This is a genomic window from Shewanella avicenniae, assembly GCF_017354945.1.
Classification (GTDB): domain Bacteria; phylum Pseudomonadota; class Gammaproteobacteria; order Enterobacterales; family Shewanellaceae; genus Shewanella; species Shewanella avicenniae.
Genome location: NZ_CP071503.1, coordinates 736,542 through 756,030, shown reverse-complemented (window position 1 = coordinate 756,030; position 19,489 = coordinate 736,542). Strand labels below are relative to the sequence as shown.

The following is a 19,489-nucleotide window of genomic DNA, read 5'->3' as shown; positions in this document are numbered from 1 at the left end:
AGTTCACTCACTCACAGCTCAGGCTCTGGCCATAATCGCCACCCGCGGTGCCTGCCACTCCAGTAGGGTTAAGCCATAATGCTGGCAAATCCAGTCATAACTGCGGCGATGAAAAAAGCTCACGTGAGTCGGATCACGGGTGTAGTGCCAATCATAAAACTGCGCTTCTGACTGCCAGCTATCGGTCATCACCGCTAACACTCCACCATTTGGCAACAGCGCCACCAGCTTATCGAGTTCTAACCCGGGCTGATGGAAATGCTCAAAACACTCAGTGGAGGTAATGAAGTCGTACTTTGGCTTTAAGACAATCGGGAAAAAATAAGGGTCGTAGTTATCCAGCGTCACCTGCAATGGCGCCAATAACGTCGGCATCGCAGGGCCAGGCCCACAACCAAAATCCAGCCCATGCATCCCCGTCACTAAATAGGGGCTGAGTGGCGTGGTCAGTCGTGACAGGAACTTTAGATAGCCACTGTCTTCCGGGTTATTTTCATGAGTGGCGTAATAGGCGCGCTCATCATCCAAGCTCAAGCGGGAACTCGGCAACATAAAGATCAACCAACACTTTTCGCAACGCACATAATCGCGTTTAACTCGCGCGGCAACTGGCTGTTTGGCGGCACTATCGCCGCATAAAGGACATCGCAGCAACTTGGCTTTTATCCGTTATTTCAATTCTCAATGGTGCACACTTTAGCATGTCTCTGGCATCCGCTCATCTTTGTCAAAATCACGCTTTGGCGAAAAAATAACGACAAACAATGAATCCACACGCAATTTATGGGTATAATCCCGCGCCCAAAGGAGCTTAACGCCAACCTCAAGTTAAGTTTTCCTATTTAGTTGTGCGCCTAAGGGCGGACGTTAACCGAGATAAAAAGAGATTTACACCATGAGTGAACTGCCGAACTGCCCAAAATGCGAATCAGCTTATACCTATGAAGATGGCAGCATGCTGGTGTGCCCTGAATGTGGCAACGAATGGAACCCTGCCGATGCGGGCGCTGCTGCAGATGACGCACTGATCGTTAAAGATTCAAACGGCAACCTGCTAGCCGATGGCGATACCGTGACTGTGATTAAAGACCTGAAAGTCAAAGGGGCTTCTAACCCGCTGAAAGTGGGCACTCGCGTGAAGAATATTCGTCTGGTGGAAGGCGACCATAACATCGATTGTAAGATTGATGGCTTTGGTGCGATGAAACTCAAATCTGAGTTTGTGAAGAAAGCCTAACGAAGAACAAATTCGTTAGCAAAGCTGCTGTTTTAAAAGTGAATACGCTAAACAGCAGATAAAAAAACACCCGGTTTAGCCGGGTGTTTTTTATGCGTGTTTCACTGTTTTTGGTGTCAACACATGCGAGCTGCGTTGTGACTTAGTCACGTCTTTTTTTGCTTTGGTTTCAACTGGTGCAACCGCAGCATCAAATAACGCGCTAACCCAACCACCTTGATAAGCTTTCATGGAAATACTCCTGTCAATTTATTCGACTAAAGATTAATATCTGCTACTGCAATAGGTAAAATGAATTAAATTGATAGTAAGGATGCCCAAATAGCATGAATGTTCCGATCAAGACGTTACACTGCTTTTTACGCCTAGTGGAGATTGGCAACTTTACCCGTGCCGCCGAGCAGTTGTACCTGACTCAACCAACTCTCAGTAAGATGATCCAACGTTTGGAAGAGACCCTCGACCAACAGTTACTGATCCGCAGCAACCAAAAAGTGGAGCTAACCCAAGCTGGGCAACTGTTCCATGCCAGCGCCTGCCAGATCATGGGCCAGTGGCATCGCATGGAGCAAGACCTAGCCAACCTCAGCGGCTTAAAGTCAGGCCACTTGCGCCTTGGCGTCTGTCCAATGATGAGCAGCCTCACTATCGACCTGTTGACCGAATTCCGTAAAGCCTACCCCGGTGTTGAGCTGCAGATGCAAGAATTTGGTGGCTTCGGCAGTGAACAAGCGCTGCTGGCCGACACCATCGACATCGGCTTTACCGCACTGCCGGTGACCCATACCGAACAGCTCTCGTCATCACTGCTGCAAGCCTATCCGCTGAAAGTCTGCTTGCCACAGCATCACCCGCTGTCCGATAAAGAAAAAATCAGCTGGCACGATTTAGCCCAGTACCCATTCATTGTGTATAACGATGACTTTTCACTGACCAAGCAATTTAACCGCATCACCCGCGAACAGGGCATTAACCTCAATATCGCCTTTCGCAGTGGTCAGTGGGACTTTATCGGCTCCATGGTAGAAGAAGGCATGGGCTTGGCGATTATGCCTGAGCCAATTTGCCACAAGTTAGGCAGTAACAAGTTGATTTTTAGATCAATGGAGCGGGAGCTCACCTGGCAAATTGGCTTAATCTGGCGCAACAACCTACCGCTAACGCCAGCCGCCGATGCGTTGCTGGCATTAAGTCGTCGCACCGTATGGCGCAAACCTAGCTAGTGGTCGGTACTACTAATACGTTACTGCGGATCCGCTCGAGGATCTTTTCAGAGGTATTACCGATCGCCAAGCCAAACAAGCTTTGCCGCTGACAGGCGCCCATCACCAGATATTGGCTCCGTAAGCGGCAGGCAAGTTGATACAAGCATTGCGCTGGGTCGCCGCAGATAATATGGATATTGTCTTTCGCAATACCCATCTCATCCAACACCTCTTGATGGCGCTGATACGCTTCCTTCACCAATTGCTGCAGATTGAGGATCTCAAGATCACGAATGATCTTCGGTACTCGCACAATAAAGGACAGATGCAACTCACTGTTGGTCGCTTTGGCCAACTGCTGCCCATGTGCCAAGATCTGCTGATTCAGCCTTAACTCTTCCGGCTTGATGGTGTCTAAATCCATCGCCATTAACACACCATTGCCTTGATTCAGCGGATTATCAGTCAGCAGCATCACTGGCACTCGGGTGGTACGGATAAGACGCCAATCGGTGGGGAATAAACACTCGCTGTGGTAGATACCTTTCACGATTAAATCGAAATCGTTTTCCTTGGTGTAGTTCACCGCGTGCTCGCACAAGTGTTCGTACCAAATCACATTCACCGGCACATCTTCAGCACCAAGCCGATTCATCAGCTCAGTCATCTGCTTTTTCTTGTGGGTGATGATCTGTTGTTCTGCCTCGGCGTAGACAATAGTGTCGGGCAGATACTCATAGCAATAAGCAAAGACCTGCGGCTGTTTGTTCAACCTCGTGGCCAGTTCAATTCCTTTTGAGATTACATCGGTTTGAGCGGCTTCCTGCGGTTCAATGATAAATACCTTACTCATTATGGACTCCCGCATATGCACGTTTGATGAGTGGAAATCTCAACACTCATAGGGGAAGAGCGGCGCTTTTCCCCTATACTTAAGTATAACAAAGCGGGCGAAAAACAGAGGAAAACCGTGACTATCGACGCGCTGTTGATGGCGCTGTTTCTGATCTTACTGCTCTCAAGGTTGCTTGGAGAGTTATGCCAACGTATTGGTTGGCCAGCAGTTGTTGGCGAAATTTCTGCGGGCGTAATTCTCGGCCCATCACTGCTCGGACTTCTTCAACCCGATCCCATTTTGGCGCATATTGCCGAGCTGGGCATCATTTTGCTGCTGTTTAGCATCGGCACCGAAACCTCCATCAAACGCCTCTATCACGCTGGCGGGCAAATCCTGTTAGTCGCCTTTATCGGCATTATTTTGCCACTGCTGTTTACCGGCATGGTGGCCTTTTATGCCATGGGCTTATCGCCTTTTGCCGCCTTGTTTTATGGTTGTGCCCTCACCGCCACCAGCATCGGGATTTCAGTCAGCGTGCTCAAAGATACCCATCAGCAGCAAGAGAGTTGTAGCCATATTATTCTCGGTGCGGCAGTGGTGGATGATATTGCAGGGGTGATTCTACTGAGCCTGCTGTTTACCTTCGCCAATGAAGGCAATATTGCCGCAATCCCCATGCTCAAACTGGTGCTCACACTGGTGGCGTTTTTGCTGTTTGCACCTGTGATTGGCCGTGGGCTGATCTACCTGCTGCGCTTTTTAAGCGGCCACGCGCAAAACCTCGGTTATGAAGCGGTAGTCATGCTGAGCCTTATCTGCTTATTTGCTTGGTTGGCACATCACCTTGGCGCGCCCGCCTTGTTGGGTGGCTTTTCGGCAGGGTTAGCGCTGTCACGCCAGTTTGTCAGTCCGTGGCAGCGCTACCTGCAAAACCCCTTCCCCTTTACCAATAAACTGGAACACGCGATGCAACCGCTCACCGAAGTGTTTGCGCCAATATTCTTTGTTTATGTGGGGATCAGCGTTGACTTAAGCCAACTGGCGTTGGATCAAAATAACTTACTGCTACTCTGCGTGATGGTGCTGCTCGCCATGCTCGGCAAACTGCTGGCAGGATTTCCGCTCAAATGCGCTTGGCGCGACCGCTTGATTGTTGGCTGTGCCATGGTGCCGCGCGGTGAAGTGGGCTTAGTGTTCGCTCAGTTTGGGCTGCAACTGGGGATTATCTCCGCCAGCGTGTTTACTGAGTTGGTGTTGGTGATCATGGCCACCACCCTGCTGGGGCCAATCCTGTTAAAACGGCTGCTACTCAGCCAGTCCGATGGTCATCAATGTGGTTAGCGCGGGTAAATTGACGCCGATAAAAAACGCCGCAGTTGCGGCGTTTTGACTAACCTTTTAACTAAACTTTTGGCTTAACTTTTTTCTAATAACAGCGGGTTACTGCAACTTACGCTCAAGGAAGTCGGTAATGGTTTTATACAGATGAGTCTTCACCTGATTACCGCGCATTGAGTGTTTTGAACCTGGGTAAGTCATCACTTCAAACAGTTTGCCGTCATCTTGCAGCGCCTTGTAGACCCGCGTGCTGTTTTCAAACAATACGTTGTCATCAGCCATGCCGTGATACATCAACAAACCACTTTGGTAGTTTTTCACATACGGCATCACGCTGCTGAGGCGATAACCTTCGGCGTTGGTTGCCGGATGGCTCAGATAGCGCTCAGTGTAATGGGTATCGTACAGCGTCCAATCGGTGACTGGCGCGCCACTGACCGCGGCTTTGAAGTAATCTGGCGCTTTAAACAAACACATCAGTGCCATATAGCCGCCGTAGCTATGGCCATAAACCGCAATGCGCTGGCTATCAACCCACGGCAAGGTACGTAGGAAGTCGACGCCTTTTTTCTGATCCTCAACTTCGGCCACGCCAAGCTGCTTGTAGATTACCTGTTCAAACTTAGTGCCACGATGGCCTGAACCGCGGTTATCCAGTTGGAACACCGCAAAGCCTTGCTGCAGCAGATATTGGGTAAAGTAATCTTGGCTACTCCACGAGTTGGTTACCAACTGCGCGTGTGGGCCACCATAAACGCGTACCAGCACAGGGTATTTTTTGCTGGCATCAAAGTTCACTGGCTTAAACAGGCGATAGTGCATGGTTTGGCCATCATCAGCTTTGATGGTGCCAAACGCTGGCAGCTGCCACAGCCCTGCATACGGGTACAGCGGATGCCCTTGTTTCACCGCGTTTTCTTCCACCCATGCCAAACGTTTACCGCTGGCGTCATGCAACGAAATCTGTGGCGGTTGCGCTAATGAATCAAAGTAGTCGAGGTAGATCGCTTTGTTATCGGCAAATACCGCGCTGTGCATCCCCGCGGCGCTCGACAACTTGGTAAAGCCAGAGCCATCAAACTTCACTTTGTAGAGGTGTTTTTCCACATCGCTGTCTTTGCGGCCAGTGAAGTAAATCCACTGTGCGGCTTCATCCACATGGTCGATGCTATCAACTGCCCACGCGCCTTGGGTCAGTTGTTGTTTCACCTTGCCTTTGCTGTCAAACAGGTAGATATGGCTGAAACCGTCACGCTCAGAGGTCCAGATAAAATAGCCGTTTTTAAGGAAGTTCAGGTCATCATTGAGGTTGAGCCAGATATCATCATGCTCATGCACCAAGGTCACAGGCGCTGAGTTATCGCTGACATTCACCACCCGCAAATCGAGGTTTTGCTGGTTACGGCTCTGCCATTGGAACGACAGATGTTTGCTGTCTGGCAACCATTTGGCGCGCGGTTGATAGATGTCGGTCTCTTTGCCTAAATCAATCCACTTCACCTGCTTGGATTGTAGTGAAATCACCCCAAGTTGGATCAGCACATTGGGCTTACCGGCATAAGGGTAACGCTGCTGAGTCAGCTTAATGCCGTCGGCATAGATTTCGTTACGGGTCACCAGTTCGACCGGGGTTTCATCAACACGGTTAAAAGCGATGGCCGATTCATCCGGCGCCCACCAGTAACCACTCATTTTGCCCATCTCTTCCTGCGCCACAAACTCGGCCATGGCGTTTTTGATGGCACCGCCACCGTCATGAGTCAGCTGAGTAACCTTGTCGGTGGCCAGATCAAGCACCCACAGGTTTTGCCCTTGCACGTACGACACAAAATGGCCTTTTGGCGACAGCTTGGCATCGGTAATAAAGTCATCACCAGTCGGCAGCAATTTCGCTTTGCCGTCTGCCAGCGCATAGTAATACAGCTTGCCTGCGGCGGGGATCAGCAGCGCTTTGCCATCATCTGACCAAGCGTATTCCATAATCCCTTCACCGAAGATACGTTGGCGTTCGCGGCGCGCTTTTTCTTCATCGGATAACTCACCTTGCGCCAGCTTGTCAGCATCCAGCAGCAGGCTCACCTTGCCACTGGTGACGTCCATCTGCCACAAATCGTAAAAGTGTTGGTTGTCTTTACGCCCTACCAAAAAGGTAGCGCGGCTGCCGTCAGGTGAAATTTTCAGTTCACGGGGGCTGCTGCCTGCCAAGGCTGGCGAGTCATAAAGCCGTTCAACCGTGAGTGGTGTGCTGCCGCCTTCAAGGCTTTGCGCGTTAGCAAGCGTGGCGGCGAATGTGAGGGGTATGGCCATAAGTACAGAGAACATCCTGATTCGATTCATTATTATTTTCCGGATCGCACTAAATTCATGCTGTTGTGCAGCAGTTGAGTCGATATTCTGCCCTATTTTGCCGCTGGCAGACAAACAATAGCCAAATCGGGTATCATTCACCCATTGAGATTTGTCCCTGATGGAAACAAGGAAATAGTATGCAAACGCTGGCTCAAGCTCTGGCGGAAAAAGCCGTTCCGGATTCGCTCACCCAACTGATCAATACCCTCGCTAACACCTCGATTAGCATCAGCCAAGCGGTACGCCGTGGCGCGCTGGCAGGTGTTTTGGGCACCACCGACCACGAAAACGTGCAAGGTGAAACCCAAAAGAAACTCGACGTAATTACTAACGACATGCTCAAAGATGCCCTTGCCGCCGCAGGCAATGTGCGCGCACTGGCCTCAGAAGAGGAAGATGAGCCGGTAATTTGCGGTGATAGCGGCGATTTTCTGGTGTGTTTTGACCCGCTCGATGGTTCATCTAACATCGACATCAACTCACTGGTGGGAACGATTTTCTCAGTATTGCCAGCGCCAGCAGGTGAGATCAGCGAACAAAGCTTTTTACAATCAGGTCGTAAGCAAGTGGCTGCCGGTTATGTGCTCTACGGTGCGGCTACCATGCTGGCACTGACCACAGGCAAAGGCACCCAGCTGTTTACCTTGGATAACGATCGCAACGAGTTTGTGCTGACCCAAGATGCGGTGACCATTCCTGCCGACACCGCCGAGTTTGCCATCAACATGTCTAACCAACGTTTTTGGGAAGCACCAATGCAACGCTATATCGACGAGCTGTTGCAAGGCAAAACCGGCCCACGCGGTAAATCATTCAACATGCGTTGGATTGCTGCCATGGTGGGTGACGTACACCGCGTACTGTGTCGCGGCGGTATCTTCACTTACCCAACTGATTGCAAAAACCCGAACAAGCCATACAAGTTACGCTTGATGTACGAAGCGAACCCAATGGCCATGTTGGTAGAACAAGCGGGCGGCAGCGCCAGCACTGGTTACCAAACCATTCTGGATATTGAGCCTGAAGCGATTCACCAACGCGTGGCCGTGATCCTCGGTTCGGCCAATGAAGTTGCCACCTGTTTGCAATACCACAAGTAACTAATACTAAGGCGTAGGCTTGTCAGCATTGGCAAGCCTCGCTTTCGCGCTATAATAGCCGCCACATTGATATTCGCGCCGTCTATTCGGCCAAGATTCCACTGTTAAGTGAAAGGATACTTACATGAGCTTAAATGCTGTGCCTGCGGGCAAATCTCTGCCAGATGATATCTACGTTATTATCGAGATCCCTCAAAACCACGATCCGATCAAATATGAAGTAGACAAAGACACAGGCGCTTTGTTTGTTGACCGTATGATGACTGCTCCTATGTTCTACCCATGTAACTACGGTTACGTGAACCAAACGCTGAGCTTGGACGGTGACCCAGTTGACGTATTGGTACCTACTCAATACCCACTGCAACCAGGTAGCGTTATCCGCTGTCGTCCAGTTGGCGTACTGAAAATGACCGACGAGTCAGGTGAAGACGCGAAAATCGTTGCCGTACCACACGACAAGATTTCTAAAGAATACAAGCACATTCAAGATGTGAACGATCTGCCAGCACTGCTGAAAGCACAGATCAAACAGTTCTTTGAACACTACAAAGATCTGGAAGAAGGCAAGTGGGTTAAAGTTGACGGTTGGGAAGATGCCGCAGCTGCTCGTGCTGAGATTCTGACTAGTGCGGAACGTTATAACGAAGGTAAGTAATCTTACCTTTCGTTGGTGTTCTATGAAAAAAGCCCGCAACGCGGGCTTTTTTGTTGCCTGTTGGCAACGGGAGTTGCTGGCGCCGCTGGTGTTTATATGAAAACTTCATCATCGCTTTGCAGCTTGGCTGTGGTTAATCGCCTGCAGCGGGCTTATGCACACGCATCCTTGTGGCACGCTGTGAATCCATCCATGGAAGCTCGACGCCAGCATCCATGCTGGCGACGGCCACAAGTCCGCATGTGCTGGGAATTCACGGCGTACACCTGCCATATCAGAGCTGTTTTAGCTAAGCCAGGCGTTCAAATAGGTTGCTTGAAAAGGCTGCGTTAACCAATTTTAAACCGTTGGCTGTTGCCTCCCAATTAACTCCTTACTAAGAGGCACATAAAAGCTTTTCTAAAATTAGCGACGAAGGAGTACCAGTCAAACATTTTACTTCTTTTTAAGTAACTTCTTATGTGCTATCGAATAACACCACTTTTAATTAAAGCTTCCAGTTTTGGGGTTTCAAAGCCATGAAATTCAAGAGAATACATCGTATCTCTGAACTTAAAATCAACATTACATTCAAGAGTATATGTATTTAATATTGCTTGCTTTAACATATCTGACAAATCACTTTCTGCTACAGATTCAAACAAGATAATTATTGAGTAAATATTAGAATATAAAAAATCTTGATTCTCGCTCTCATTAGTTAAGTAAAATCTGTAAAAATCAACACATTGATTAGCAGAAATCTTTTTACTTAACACGAATAAAGATATACCACCATTTACGATATTTTCCTCTACATCATCTATTTCATCTAGTGGTTTAAAATGACCTAAAGATAAGTATTCTTTTGTTTTATAGACATCTTCAATAAGAAATGTTTCGACAACATTCCACTCATTTGAATATAAGTGAACTCCTAAATGCTTTGAAATAACATTAGCAGTTAAAACTCGAATAAACTGCAACGGATAAATTGTATCGGTAACAAGAGGAAAAAATGGTTGAACTGGAAATATGGATTTATCGTAAAAAACTCGTCTTCCGTGGGCTACACTATTTCTAGCTTCGACCAAATTTTTTATCCAAAATGCTGTTTGGTTACTATAAAGATCATATTTTTTGAGAAGATAAAGTATCTTTCCAGTGACAGATAAGTCTTTAGATAACAAGCTTGAAAGTAACTTAGTCTTTGAGCTATTTTCGCCTTCTAGGGATTGCCCTGATAAAGATAAAACTTCTTCATTGTAAGCAGAAACAAAAGTACTTATCATAACATCAGATTTTGCTTTTAGTTCTTTTGAATAAAGATCCCCCAACAGTTCAAGCACATGAAAATAAGCTAAAGTAGCTTCATCAGTGTATATAAAGCTCGTCTCGGAATTCTTTTCCATAAACCTTGCTTTTCTCCACCTATCTAGCAAAGAAAAAAACAGGTCACTTTCGTGTTTTTTCATTGCGGTAAGCTTTTCAATTATTTCTATAAGGTATTGAGTATTATCCACTCCATCAAGAATAAACCTAGGCTCTACACTTTCAATATTGCCTTCAGAAACATAACTTTTAGAGGTAGAACCAAATACGTCCAAAGGCTCATCTATCACGAATGATGCAATTCCTAAAGCAACAAGATACTTAGATCTTGAAAATATTTCAGAATCAATTATTGATTCATACTCCCTCAAAGTAGATTCAACGGAAATTTTTAAATAACCATAGTCCGCAGAATCATCCACACCGTCAAATTCAGTAAGGAATTGAACGGAAAAACCATTTAGCTGAAACTGAATTTCTACAGGTTTATCTAGCTCACAGTAATATTCATTAATACATTTTTTCATTTATATTATTAAGAAACCATAGGTTAAAAGTTTGACAGCACATCACAGTATATTAAACGACATGATGTCGGAATTAATCACGACTTAAATCCGCATTTCACTGTTCCTCATCACTCAACTTATGCGCATATACCACTGAACACAATAGAAAAATGAGCATATTTTGGTCTAGATAACAGAGTAAGGTAGCCTTGTTCGAATCAATCTCGAACGGGTCAGCGTTCACAGGTAGCGTATCAGGCAACACCAATTCCCCTTCGGCGCAGCGTAGGTGCGTTGGGCAGGCATCAAACAATCGAGGTTTTCGCTTTTCAACAAACCCAGAAAACACACTGAGATTCACAGGATAACTCCGTGAATTCCCAGCACGGGCGGACCAGTGGCCTTCGCCAGCATGGATGCTGGCGTAGAGCGCTCAGGGACGAGTTCACCGCGTGCCACTGGATCGCCAGTGCATGAGCCCGCTGCAGGCGATTTATAGCAATGTGCTATCAAGCAACGTTCAACAATCATGAAAGTAACAACTTTCAAGCAGCATGATTCCCCTTCGGCGCAGCGCAGGTGCGTTGGGCAGGCATCAAGCAATCGAGTCAAGGACGACGAGAAGCGATGGTGAGGAATGGATTCCGAATCAGAGCGATTTGCGCAGATGACAAACCAGAAGCGCCGGAGCGTTTTGCGACGTGGGGCAGCTGGGGGATTGATAAGGGGGCGAGGCTGTCCAGCCCCCTTATCCTCTGGTGTGGAACGAGCAGTTCCACGACTTTCGCAAACGAAGTTTGCAATCACGCAGTGATAAATCTTGCCAAGCGCAGCTTGGTATGGCGAAGCCATCAATCTTTCGCAAACGAAGTTTGCAATGGCTGCAAGCCATATAAGCCAAGCGCAGCTTGAAATGGCACCGCCATTTCCCCTCATAACGCCCTTTTAGCAACATCCTCCAAAAGATCGACATAAAACCCTGTTACCTCATCAAACCCAGCCACTTTAGGATTGGTCGAGTTAATCAAATAGAACTCATCTGGCACATGATAGCGACCACCTAAGCCCAATCCGACACTGACAAACGGCAGCGAAAACAGCTTATCGGTGAACAGATACGTTGGCCCCGAGGTGGGATTACGTGGGTCAAGCGAATAAGGAATACCGCGAGCATTTAACTGTGCCAACAAGGCTTGGGTGAGTGCAGCATCTTCTGCGGTCTGACTTGGGTCGAGGCCACCGCTAACCTTTACCTCAATATCGCCAAAGCCATGTGCTTTCAGGTGCGCCTTGAGCTTGGTTTTCGCTTCATCGGCGGTTTGATCCGGCACAAGGCGGAAGTCCATTTTGGCCGTTGCCGCAGAAGGCAAAATCGTTTTGCCACCTTCGCCAGTATAACCGCCGAAAATCCCCTCAATGTTGGCCGTTGGCGCATTGGCCATGCGATCCAGTGCGGTACGGTAATCCACGCCGGCAATCCAGCGCTGAATGCCAAAATCCTGCTTCATCAACTGCTCGTCCAACTCTTGGGTACGTAAGTCGATCAACTGCTGTTCACGGGCGCTTGGCTGACGCACATTGTCGTACCAGCCATCAATGGTCACTTTGGTGCCATCTTCATTGGTCATCGATGACAACGCCTTCACCAGATGCCATACAGGGCTGTCGGCCACGGCAGCATAACCTGAATGGATGTCGTGCGCAGGGCCAATGCCATTTGCGCCGTTGGCCGTTAGCTCGACTTCAATCATGCCTTTTGAGCCAAGGTCGACAGACACAAAACCGTCCAGCGACTGTGCTGCTGAGCAATAGAACATGCCAATGCTTTGCTCGAGATAGCGTTTTACCTCGGCATCGGCCAGCGCTTCGGCAAGATGGGCGGAGCCCACCTCCTCTTCACCTTCCGCAATCAGGGCGATATTGACCGGTGGCAATTTGTTGGCCTTTTTATAGGCGTGCAAGGCGGCAAGAAATGCCATCTGTGGCCCTTTGGTATTGATGGCACCGCGCGCCAGCATGACATCACCCAAGCCGTCACGGCTCACCAATTCCCCTGCTAACGGTGGCTTAGTCCACTTTTCGGCCTCGTACTGTTTAACGTCATACATGAAGTACACCGAAATGGTTCGCGCCGCGCCGGCATCTAGGTAACCAAATACTGAGGGCGAACCGCTGGTTGGCACGATTTTAGTGCGCTGAAAGCCCGCATCTTGCAGCACCGAGGCCATCATCTGCGCCCCTTCTTGAATGTTGAGCCCTTCTGCGGCAATCGTCGGCAGGGCAATCCAATCACGTAGGCGGCCAATCATCTCGTCATGCTGGGCGGTGATCACCTTAGCCATGGCAGGGTCGTGACTGATTTCAGCCGCTGAAACTGGACTAATAGCAGCACTGAGCGCGCAACCCATCGCAACAGCGGTCATACCAGCAAAACGACGCAGCGAGAAATGGTGAGCAGGGAAAGCATGAGGCATAGCAGAATTCCATATTCTTTTTAGTATTTAGCGTCAGTATAAGAAGAATAGAAACTATCGAATAGCCGTTGTTATGTAACACTTTTTATCAAAAATGGCGGCTAAAAATAAAAGCTGAATAGCAATGACTAACCAACGGAGTTGCCGAACAACTGCAATCGCCCTTGGCGCTGCGTAGGGGGCGGTGAATAGCCACTACTTCACTAGACGACTTATAGCCTCATTGGAATGGCCAATACAATTGTCTCTGCACATAACTCTGTTTAGAGACAATTAAACAACCGCGCGGCGAGCCAACGTCCATCAGGCGGCGATGGCTTGCTGCGATTGCAGTTCAATGAGGCGCTCACAAACCTCTTCAAAGGTCGGTCGTGCCATCAATTCCGCACCCAAACAGGCTGCCACTAATGCACTCAACTGCTGATGAGCATCAGCCGTCAAACCATAACAACGGTCGACCAGCTCTTCGAGCAAACAACCAAAGGCTCTGACTTCCAAACGCGCCAACCGCGCGGCAAGTTCGGCATTTGCCGTGTCGTAAAACGAAGCCGCGCCGTAATCACTCAGCAATGCATCACCAGTCTCAGTCGTGAGAATATTATGGCCATACAGATCGCCGTGCATCATGCCCTGCTGATGCAGATGCGCTGCGGCGCTGGCAATCGCACTAGCGATATTAAATATCACCGCGGGCGTAAAACACCTATCAGACGCATACACATCACGGGTGCAAGAAGCCAAACTCGGTGGCCCGGCCAAGTTGCTAAAGTCGCTGGGGATCAGCTGCATTACCAAACCGTCGGTCGCGTCGGGATGCTCGGTCAGCCGCCCAAGGGTTTGGGTAAGCGCCGGATGTTGCCCCGCTTTGATGGTGGATGCCATTTCACACTGCGGCAAGCCATCGCTGGTCATCGCGCCTTTGAATAACTTCACTGCGACTGGCGTCGTGGTTTCAGCACGCGATAAGTCTGCGCGATAAATCAATCCAGAAGCGCCCTCACCTAATAGCTCATTAACGGCCAATTGCTGCCAGTTGATCGCAGGCAGCGACACGTTCAGCGCCTCGGCTTCTAACTGTGCGGTGAACGGATTGCCAGCATAGGCTAACCATGTCAGCCGCGGCAGCGAGAACAGCCATTGTGGCAGCGAGTTAAGTTGATTGGCAGCCAAGCGGATCAGTTCCAGCTTGTGGCAATGCGCTAACGAATCCGGCAAATGTGTTAACTGGTTGCCCGCTAACATCAGCTTCTGCAACTGCGGGCAATCCCCTAAATTATCAGGTAGTTGCTGCACACAGTTATCGGTCAAAATCAGCCAACGTAACTGTGGTGGTAACGATGCTGGCGCCACTTGGGTAATCTGATTCGATTTAAACCCCACCATGCTCAGCGATTCACAGCGCCCCAACACTTCAGGCAACTCGGTGAAGTTATTCTCGGAGCAGAAAATCACTTTCAGCTTGCTGAGCCTCGGCAAATCATCAGGCAAAGATGACAGTTGGTTGCCGCTAAGGTCGAGGATTTCCAGCGAATCAGCTAACGAAAAAATCTCTTGTGGAAACTCGGTAAGACCGCAACGAAGTGTCAGCCGCGAAATGCCCTGCAGCGCGCCAGCGCGCAGTTGTTCAAGTGTGTGCATCTAGTAACTCAACCCTAGCTCAATCAAATAGAAACCCTTAGTCGCGGGCTTCTAACAACAAATTGCGCGGGCAGTATACCCTAATTTTTGAATTCACAGCATGTCGAGGGCAACGGCAGTAATGCCGCTATGGCACATGTTAGCTGCAACGCACGCTGCCATTGAAGGGATGAAATTGGCATGCGCCGATGAAGACTAATGAGCTGAGATAAAACCAGCGACAAATGCCGCGAACGCTGTTGCTTGCAGCGCTGCTGTGCGGCGGTGCTGTGCGGCGTAGGGCTAATCGCAAAAGTTAAGCACGTCCGTGTGCTTCAGGGAATGCATCTGCGTAAAAGGTGCTGCTCAGTATCGGCGTAATAAACCGCTCTTAAGCCAGCTGTGGCGCTGCATCTTTGGCGATTGCGGTTGCCTGCTGAGGTTCACCAATCGGTAAAATCACTTTGCCATATTTCTCGTTCAATACTTCGGCCATAGCAAGATAGATGGCACTCGCGCCGCAGAAAATCCCCTCAAATCCCGCAAGCACACCGAGTGCTTCATTGCCGGTAAAGTCTTTAATCGCCAACATGAAGAACAACACCACCAGCGACCCAAATACTACTTGCAGCGCCTTCGGACCATTGAGCGTGCCGACAAACATAAACAGAGTAAAGATGCCCCACATCAGCAAATAGCACCCCATAGAGAATGCATCGGCTGCGCTGCCCCAACCCCATTTAGGCATCAGCAGCAGAGCCACAAGGCTTATCCAAAAGAAGCCATATGAGGTAAATGCAGTCACGCCAAAGGTGTTGCCTTTACGATATTCCAATATGCCGGCAATGATTTGTGCACAGCCACCATAGGCCAGCCCCATCGCCAGAATCATTGCATTGAGGGTAAAAAATCCTGCGTTGTGCAGGTTGAGTAACACGGTTGTCATGCCAAAGCCCATTAGGCCAAGCGGTGCAGGGTTTGCTAGTTTTTCGCTCACAGTGAATCTCCGGTTGTGTTCAGTCGGTGGTTGCGCTGTCGACGCAGAATAGGTAAAGCGGCGAGATTCTAGGGGGCAAAGATTAGTCAAACAATAGTCATACGAATGCGGTTAACGATTAATTTTGACTCTGTGAGTTGGGGTGATTAGCTATTTTCGTCAAATGCAAACTAGCTCTCAGATTTCACGCCGCAATGCGAGGTTAAGGCGCTATGTTCAGTGGTTCCTACCTCGCCAAGCCAAAAACAAAGAACCCAACCGAAGTTGGGTTCTTGCATTACATCCGTTGAAGAAGCGAGGCTTAGTAACCTACCGCCGCCCCTTGTGGACGCCGTGCGTCGTTGGCACCGTAGATAAAGCCTTCGCGCACTTTGCCAGAGACAGAAGCATCGCTGACGTTGGATTTTTCATCCTTACTCACTACGCTTGGCAAGCCGATCATAATCGCTTCCGCCGCACCCCATTGGCCTTTTTCAACCATGTTGTAGCCGCGATCTTTCAAGATCTTCAGCGTGTCAGGCGAGATACCGCGTTTTTCGTACAACACCACATCCGGCAACCATTGTTGGTGAATACGTGGCGCGTTTACTGCTTCTTGCAAAGTCATGCCGTAGTCGATCACGTTCATCACAGTGTTGAGGGTGATGGTGATAATCAAAGAACCGCCTGGCGAACCGACCACCATAAAGGTTTTGCCGTCTTTGGTGATAATCGTTGGCGACATAGATGATAGCGGACGTTTGCCCGGCGCAATGGCGTTGGCTTTGCCTTGTACCAAACCGAACATGTTTTTCTCACCCACTTTGGAGGTGAAGTCATCCATTTCGTCGTTCATCCAGAAACCATAACCCGGCGCCATCACCCCAGCGCCAAAACGGCCGTTGATGGTGTAGGTGGTTGATACCGCATTGCCCGCTTTATCCAGCACTGAGTAGTGGGTGGTTTGTGGCTTTTCGTGCGGTGGCACACCGGCGCCCAACTCGCTTGACGGGGTGGCGTTGACTGGGTCGATTTTGCTGCGAATTTCAGCAGCGTATGATTTGCTGAGCAGCTTATCCATCGGCACGTTGATAAAATCGGGGTCGCCCAACAGGTTGTTGCGGTCAACAAAGGCGTGACGCATCGCTTCGGCGGTGTAGTGAATTGCATCCGCTGAGCCATAGCCCATCGATTTCAGATCATAGCCTTCGAGAATATTAAGGATTTGGCACATGGTGGTGCCGCCTGAACTTGGCGGTGGTGCCGAGATAAAGTCATAACCACGGTAAGAACAACGCACTGGAGTACGCTCTTTAGCGACGTAATTTTCAAAATCTTTCGCAGTTAAATAACCGCCGTTAGCTTTCGAGGCTTTTTCAATCGCTTTTGGAATATCGCCCTTGTAGAAAGCATCTGGGCCACCTTTAGCGATCATTTCCAGCGTGTCAGCCAGCGCGGTTTGGGTGAGACGATCACCCGGTTCGAGTGGGCTGCCATCGGCGCGTAAAAAGATTTTTGAGGCTTGTTGATCGCCACGCATTTTGCTGAGGCTAGAGTCGATAACGTCAGTGTCGCCACGCGTCAGAATAAAGCCTTCGCGGGCGAGTTTGATGGCTGGCGCCATGATTTGCGCGCGGGTTAACTTGCCTGAGCCATATTTTTGTAGCGCCAATTCAAACCCACGCACAGTGCCCGGTACACCGACAGAGCTCCAGCCGAGGGTACTGGCATGCGGAATGAGGTTGCCATCTTTGTCTTGGTACATGCTGGCGCTGGCAGCTGCTGGTGCCATTTCACGAAAATCGATAAAGTGGTCTGAGCCATCGGCCAGATGCAGCGTCATAAAGCCACCGCCGCCGATGTTACCGCAGCAGGAGTTCACCACCGCTTGGGCATAACCAGTGGCAACCGCAGCATCAATGGCGTTACCGCCCATTTTGAGGATTTCGACCCCGGCTTCCGATGCAAAGCGTTGCGATGACACAACCATGCCATTTTTAGCTTCGACAGCGGGGAGCGATGCGGCGTAACTGACTTGCGACATAAACGGCGCAGCGACTGCTAACGCCAATAATGATCCTCTGAGGAAATCTTTCTTATAATTCATTTTGCGTTCCATACAACGTGAAGAGATTCAACCCTATGGCAGTGCGCGAAAAATAGCAATCTTTCGCAAGCAGCAGTCACATTCGAGTTAGGTTTACTGATGAATATTCAATCAAAACTCCTATTTGATAACAATATTTAAATGGTTCGACTGCATAGCTAAACAATGAACAGCAAAATTACCCCATTCTTGTTATGCTGCTTGCCGCTTAAAATGGCCGTGCTTGCTGTATACCATCAATCAACTCTGCGACATAAAGCGAAATCACGCCGGATTGTTTATAGTTAAGCTTGCCTATTGAGTGTGATTAAGCGAGCGCTCAGTGCAACAATCCTTATGTCATTCGCCGTAGCAGCTGACGCCAATATCTTCAGGGAGAAGTAATGACCGCCACCAAAACCGCTTGCCAACTGTGCCGTGAAACCAAGGAATTAGCCTTTGAGATCAGCATGGCATTCCAACCGATTGTGGATGCTAACACGTTGCAAGTGTTTGGGTATGAGGCGTTAGTGCGCGGCCAAAATGGCGAAGGCGCAGGGCAAGTATTGGCGCAAGTTGACCAAGATAATCTGTATCGCTTTGACCAAACCTGCCGCGTTACCGCGATCGAATGGGCCAGTAAATTGGGCTTAGACAGCATGTTAAGCATCAACTTTATGCCCAATGCGGTATACCAAGCAGAGCGCTGTATCGCCACCACCCTCAAGGCTGCCGAACGCTTTAATTTTCCTGCCACTAACATCATGTTTGAGTTTACCGAAGGCGAACGCATCAGCGACTCCAACCATGTCAAAGAGATTATTAGCTGCTACAACGAACTCGGTTTTCGCACCGCGATTGACGACTTTGGTGCAGGTTATTCTGGCCTCAACCTGCTGGCTGAGTTTCAAACCGATATCATCAAGTTAGATATGGCGCTGATCAGCAATATTGATCGCGATAAAGCGCGCCAAAGCATTGTGCGCCACTGCATTGCCATGCTGCATGAACTCAACATCACAGTGCTCGCCGAAGGGATTGAAACCGCCGCCGAAGCTAAATGGCTGCAAGCCGCTGGCGTGGATCTAATGCAAGGTTACCTGTTTGCGAAACCCGGCTTTCAATCACTGCCCATCCCCGATGTAAGTGCGCTGACGTCATTGGAATGAACTCAGCGTTAGCGCAGCTAAAATTGCGCTTACAACAGTTGCTCAATGGTCTGCTTCAGTTGAAGCGGCTTTGTCGTCGGGGCATAACGTTCGATGACGTGTCCCTCTTTATCGACCAAAAATTTGGTGAAGTTCCATTTAATCCCTTGCGAACCCAACAAGCCTTTGGCTTCACGTTTCAACAGCTGATACAGCGGATGGGTATTGGCGCCGTTGACGTCAATCTTGGCAAACATCGGAAAGCTCACGCCGTAATTCAGTTGGCAAAACTGGCTGATATCGCTGTCGCTACCCGGCTCTTGATGACCAAACTGGTTACAAGGAAAGCCGAGGATCTCCAATCCCTTTGGCTGTAATGCGTTATACAAGGTTTCTAACTCTTGATACTGCGGCGTAAAACCGCACTTGCTGGCGGTGTTGACAATCAGCAGCACCTTGCCTTGATACTGCGCCATGGTTTGTTGCTTGCCCTGAATGTCGGTGACTTGCACATCGTAGATTGATTGTGCCATGAGCTAACCCTTTGATGATGAATAAAAACAGCCATTAATACGGCTGATGGAATAGTGCAAAGTATAGGAAGATGGCGCTGACTCGCCAACCGCTAAATGGGTTGCCAAAG

At 49.2% G+C, this 19,489-nt stretch carries 16 protein-coding genes; 6 read left to right on the top strand and 10 right to left on the bottom strand.

Annotated features, from left to right (window positions below; translation table 11 throughout):
* Positions 1 to 18: 18 nt before the first annotated feature.
* Positions 19 to 654: a class I SAM-dependent methyltransferase gene (locus JYB87_RS03205; protein WP_207355477.1), complete on the bottom strand. Its 636-nt coding sequence runs from the start codon at positions 652 to 654 to the stop codon at positions 19 to 21.
* 241 nt (positions 655 to 895) lie between these two features.
* On the opposite strand from JYB87_RS03205, the gene JYB87_RS03200 reads away from it, so the two are divergent.
* Positions 896 to 1,237, top strand: coding sequence for a zinc ribbon domain-containing protein YjdM (locus JYB87_RS03200; protein WP_207355476.1), 342 nt, complete (start codon positions 896 to 898; stop codon positions 1,235 to 1,237).
* 90 nt (positions 1,238 to 1,327) lie between these two features.
* Here the strand turns inward: JYB87_RS03200 and JYB87_RS03195 are convergent, their stop codons facing one another.
* Positions 1,328 to 1,468, bottom strand: coding sequence for a hypothetical protein (locus tag JYB87_RS03195; RefSeq protein WP_207355475.1), 141 nt, complete (start codon positions 1,466 to 1,468; stop codon positions 1,328 to 1,330).
* A 95-nt stretch (positions 1,469 to 1,563) separates the two neighbouring features.
* Between JYB87_RS03195 and JYB87_RS03190 the strand changes: the two genes are divergently transcribed.
* Positions 1,564 to 2,460: a LysR family transcriptional regulator gene (locus JYB87_RS03190; RefSeq protein WP_207355474.1), complete on the top strand. Its 897-nt coding sequence runs from the start codon at positions 1,564 to 1,566 to the stop codon at positions 2,458 to 2,460.
* Here the strand turns inward: JYB87_RS03190 and JYB87_RS03185 are convergent.
* Positions 2,453 to 3,295, bottom strand: coding sequence for a universal stress protein (locus JYB87_RS03185; RefSeq protein WP_207355473.1), 843 nt, complete (start codon positions 3,293 to 3,295; stop codon positions 2,453 to 2,455). The two genes, JYB87_RS03190 and JYB87_RS03185, sit on opposite strands and share 8 nt — an antisense overlap.
* A 117-nt stretch (positions 3,296 to 3,412) precedes the next feature.
* On the opposite strand from JYB87_RS03185, the gene JYB87_RS03180 reads away from it, so the two are divergent.
* The gene (locus JYB87_RS03180; RefSeq protein ID WP_207355472.1) at positions 3,413 to 4,621 is read left to right on the top strand and encodes a cation:proton antiporter; all 1,209 of its coding nucleotides are present in this window, start codon (positions 3,413 to 3,415) and stop codon (positions 4,619 to 4,621) included.
* Between the two features lie 99 nt (positions 4,622 to 4,720).
* On the opposite strand, the gene JYB87_RS03175 is transcribed toward JYB87_RS03180, so the two are convergent.
* Positions 4,721 to 6,925: a S9 family peptidase gene (locus JYB87_RS03175; RefSeq protein ID WP_228729932.1), complete on the bottom strand. Its 2,205-nt coding sequence runs from the start codon at positions 6,923 to 6,925 to the stop codon at positions 4,721 to 4,723.
* A 179-nt stretch (positions 6,926 to 7,104) separates the two neighbouring features.
* Here JYB87_RS03175 and JYB87_RS03170 point away from each other — a divergent pair, with 179 nt between their 5' ends.
* Entirely contained in the window at positions 7,105 to 8,067 is a 963-nt protein-coding gene (locus JYB87_RS03170) for a class 1 fructose-bisphosphatase (RefSeq protein ID WP_207355470.1), read from the top strand.
* Positions 8,068 to 8,191: 124 nt separating this feature from the next.
* Positions 8,192 to 8,725 carry an inorganic diphosphatase gene (ppa, locus tag JYB87_RS03165; RefSeq protein WP_207355469.1) on the top strand — a complete coding sequence of 178 codons (534 nt, stop codon included), beginning with the start codon at positions 8,192 to 8,194 and terminating at the stop codon, positions 8,723 to 8,725.
* A gap of 464 nt (positions 8,726 to 9,189) precedes the next feature.
* On the opposite strand, the gene JYB87_RS03160 is transcribed toward ppa, so the two are convergent.
* The 5 genes from JYB87_RS03160 to ggt form a co-directional block, all read right to left on the bottom strand.
* Positions 9,190 to 10,563: a hypothetical protein gene (locus tag JYB87_RS03160; protein WP_207355468.1), complete on the bottom strand. Its 1,374-nt coding sequence runs from the start codon at positions 10,561 to 10,563 to the stop codon at positions 9,190 to 9,192.
* A gap of 914 nt (positions 10,564 to 11,477) precedes the next feature.
* Positions 11,478 to 13,019 carry a M20/M25/M40 family metallo-hydrolase gene (locus JYB87_RS03155; RefSeq protein ID WP_207355467.1) on the bottom strand — a complete coding sequence of 514 codons (1,542 nt, stop codon included), beginning with the start codon at positions 13,017 to 13,019 and terminating at the stop codon, positions 11,478 to 11,480.
* Between the two features lie 303 nt (positions 13,020 to 13,322).
* A complete protein-coding gene (locus JYB87_RS03150; RefSeq protein ID WP_207355466.1) occupies positions 13,323 to 14,657 on the bottom strand; it encodes a leucine-rich repeat-containing protein kinase family protein in 1,335 nt (444 codons plus the stop codon).
* 370 nt (positions 14,658 to 15,027) lie between these two features.
* Positions 15,028 to 15,633, bottom strand: coding sequence for an acetate uptake transporter (locus tag JYB87_RS03145; RefSeq protein WP_207355465.1), 606 nt, complete (start codon positions 15,631 to 15,633; stop codon positions 15,028 to 15,030).
* 301 nt (positions 15,634 to 15,934) lie between these two features.
* Complete coding sequence (gene ggt, locus JYB87_RS03140; RefSeq protein WP_207355464.1) at positions 15,935 to 17,719, bottom strand: gamma-glutamyltransferase; 1,785 nt, start codon at positions 17,717 to 17,719, stop codon at positions 15,935 to 15,937.
* A gap of 383 nt (positions 17,720 to 18,102) precedes the next feature.
* Here ggt and JYB87_RS03135 point away from each other — a divergent pair, with 383 nt between their 5' ends.
* The gene (locus tag JYB87_RS03135) at positions 18,103 to 18,867 is read left to right on the top strand and encodes an EAL domain-containing protein (protein ID WP_207355463.1); all 765 of its coding nucleotides are present in this window, start codon (positions 18,103 to 18,105) and stop codon (positions 18,865 to 18,867) included.
* Positions 18,868 to 18,896: 29 nt separating this feature from the next.
* On the opposite strand, the gene JYB87_RS03130 is transcribed toward JYB87_RS03135, so the two are convergent.
* Complete coding sequence (locus JYB87_RS03130; protein ID WP_207355462.1) at positions 18,897 to 19,379, bottom strand: glutathione peroxidase; 483 nt, start codon at positions 19,377 to 19,379, stop codon at positions 18,897 to 18,899.
* Positions 19,380 to 19,489: the final 110 nt, after the last annotated feature.

Coding starts and splice junctions, on each gene's coding strand:
- JYB87_RS03175 (WP_228729932.1), bottom strand. CDS start 6,925: ATGGCCATACCCCTCACATTCGCCGCCACGCTTGCTAACGCGCAAAGC.
- ppa (WP_207355469.1), top strand. CDS start 8,192: ATGAGCTTAAATGCTGTGCCTGCGGGCAAATCTCTGCCAGATGATATC.
- JYB87_RS03130 (WP_207355462.1), bottom strand. CDS start 19,379: ATGGCACAATCAATCTACGATGTGCAAGTCACCGACATTCAGGGCAAG.
- ggt (WP_207355464.1), bottom strand. CDS start 17,719: ATGAATTATAAGAAAGATTTCCTCAGAGGATCATTATTGGCGTTAGCA.
- JYB87_RS03135 (WP_207355463.1), top strand. CDS start 18,103: ATGACCGCCACCAAAACCGCTTGCCAACTGTGCCGTGAAACCAAGGAA.
- JYB87_RS03155 (WP_207355467.1), bottom strand. CDS start 13,019: ATGCCTCATGCTTTCCCTGCTCACCATTTCTCGCTGCGTCGTTTTGCT.
- JYB87_RS03170 (WP_207355470.1), top strand. CDS start 7,105: ATGCAAACGCTGGCTCAAGCTCTGGCGGAAAAAGCCGTTCCGGATTCG.
- JYB87_RS03185 (WP_207355473.1), bottom strand. CDS start 3,295: ATGAGTAAGGTATTTATCATTGAACCGCAGGAAGCCGCTCAAACCGAT.
- JYB87_RS03190 (WP_207355474.1), top strand. CDS start 1,564: ATGAATGTTCCGATCAAGACGTTACACTGCTTTTTACGCCTAGTGGAG.
- JYB87_RS03200 (WP_207355476.1), top strand. CDS start 896: ATGAGTGAACTGCCGAACTGCCCAAAATGCGAATCAGCTTATACCTAT.
- JYB87_RS03160 (WP_207355468.1), bottom strand. CDS start 10,563: ATGAAAAAATGTATTAATGAATATTACTGTGAGCTAGATAAACCTGTA.
- JYB87_RS03150 (WP_207355466.1), bottom strand. CDS start 14,657: ATGCACACACTTGAACAACTGCGCGCTGGCGCGCTGCAGGGCATTTCG.
- JYB87_RS03195 (WP_207355475.1), bottom strand. CDS start 1,468: ATGAAAGCTTATCAAGGTGGTTGGGTTAGCGCGTTATTTGATGCTGCG.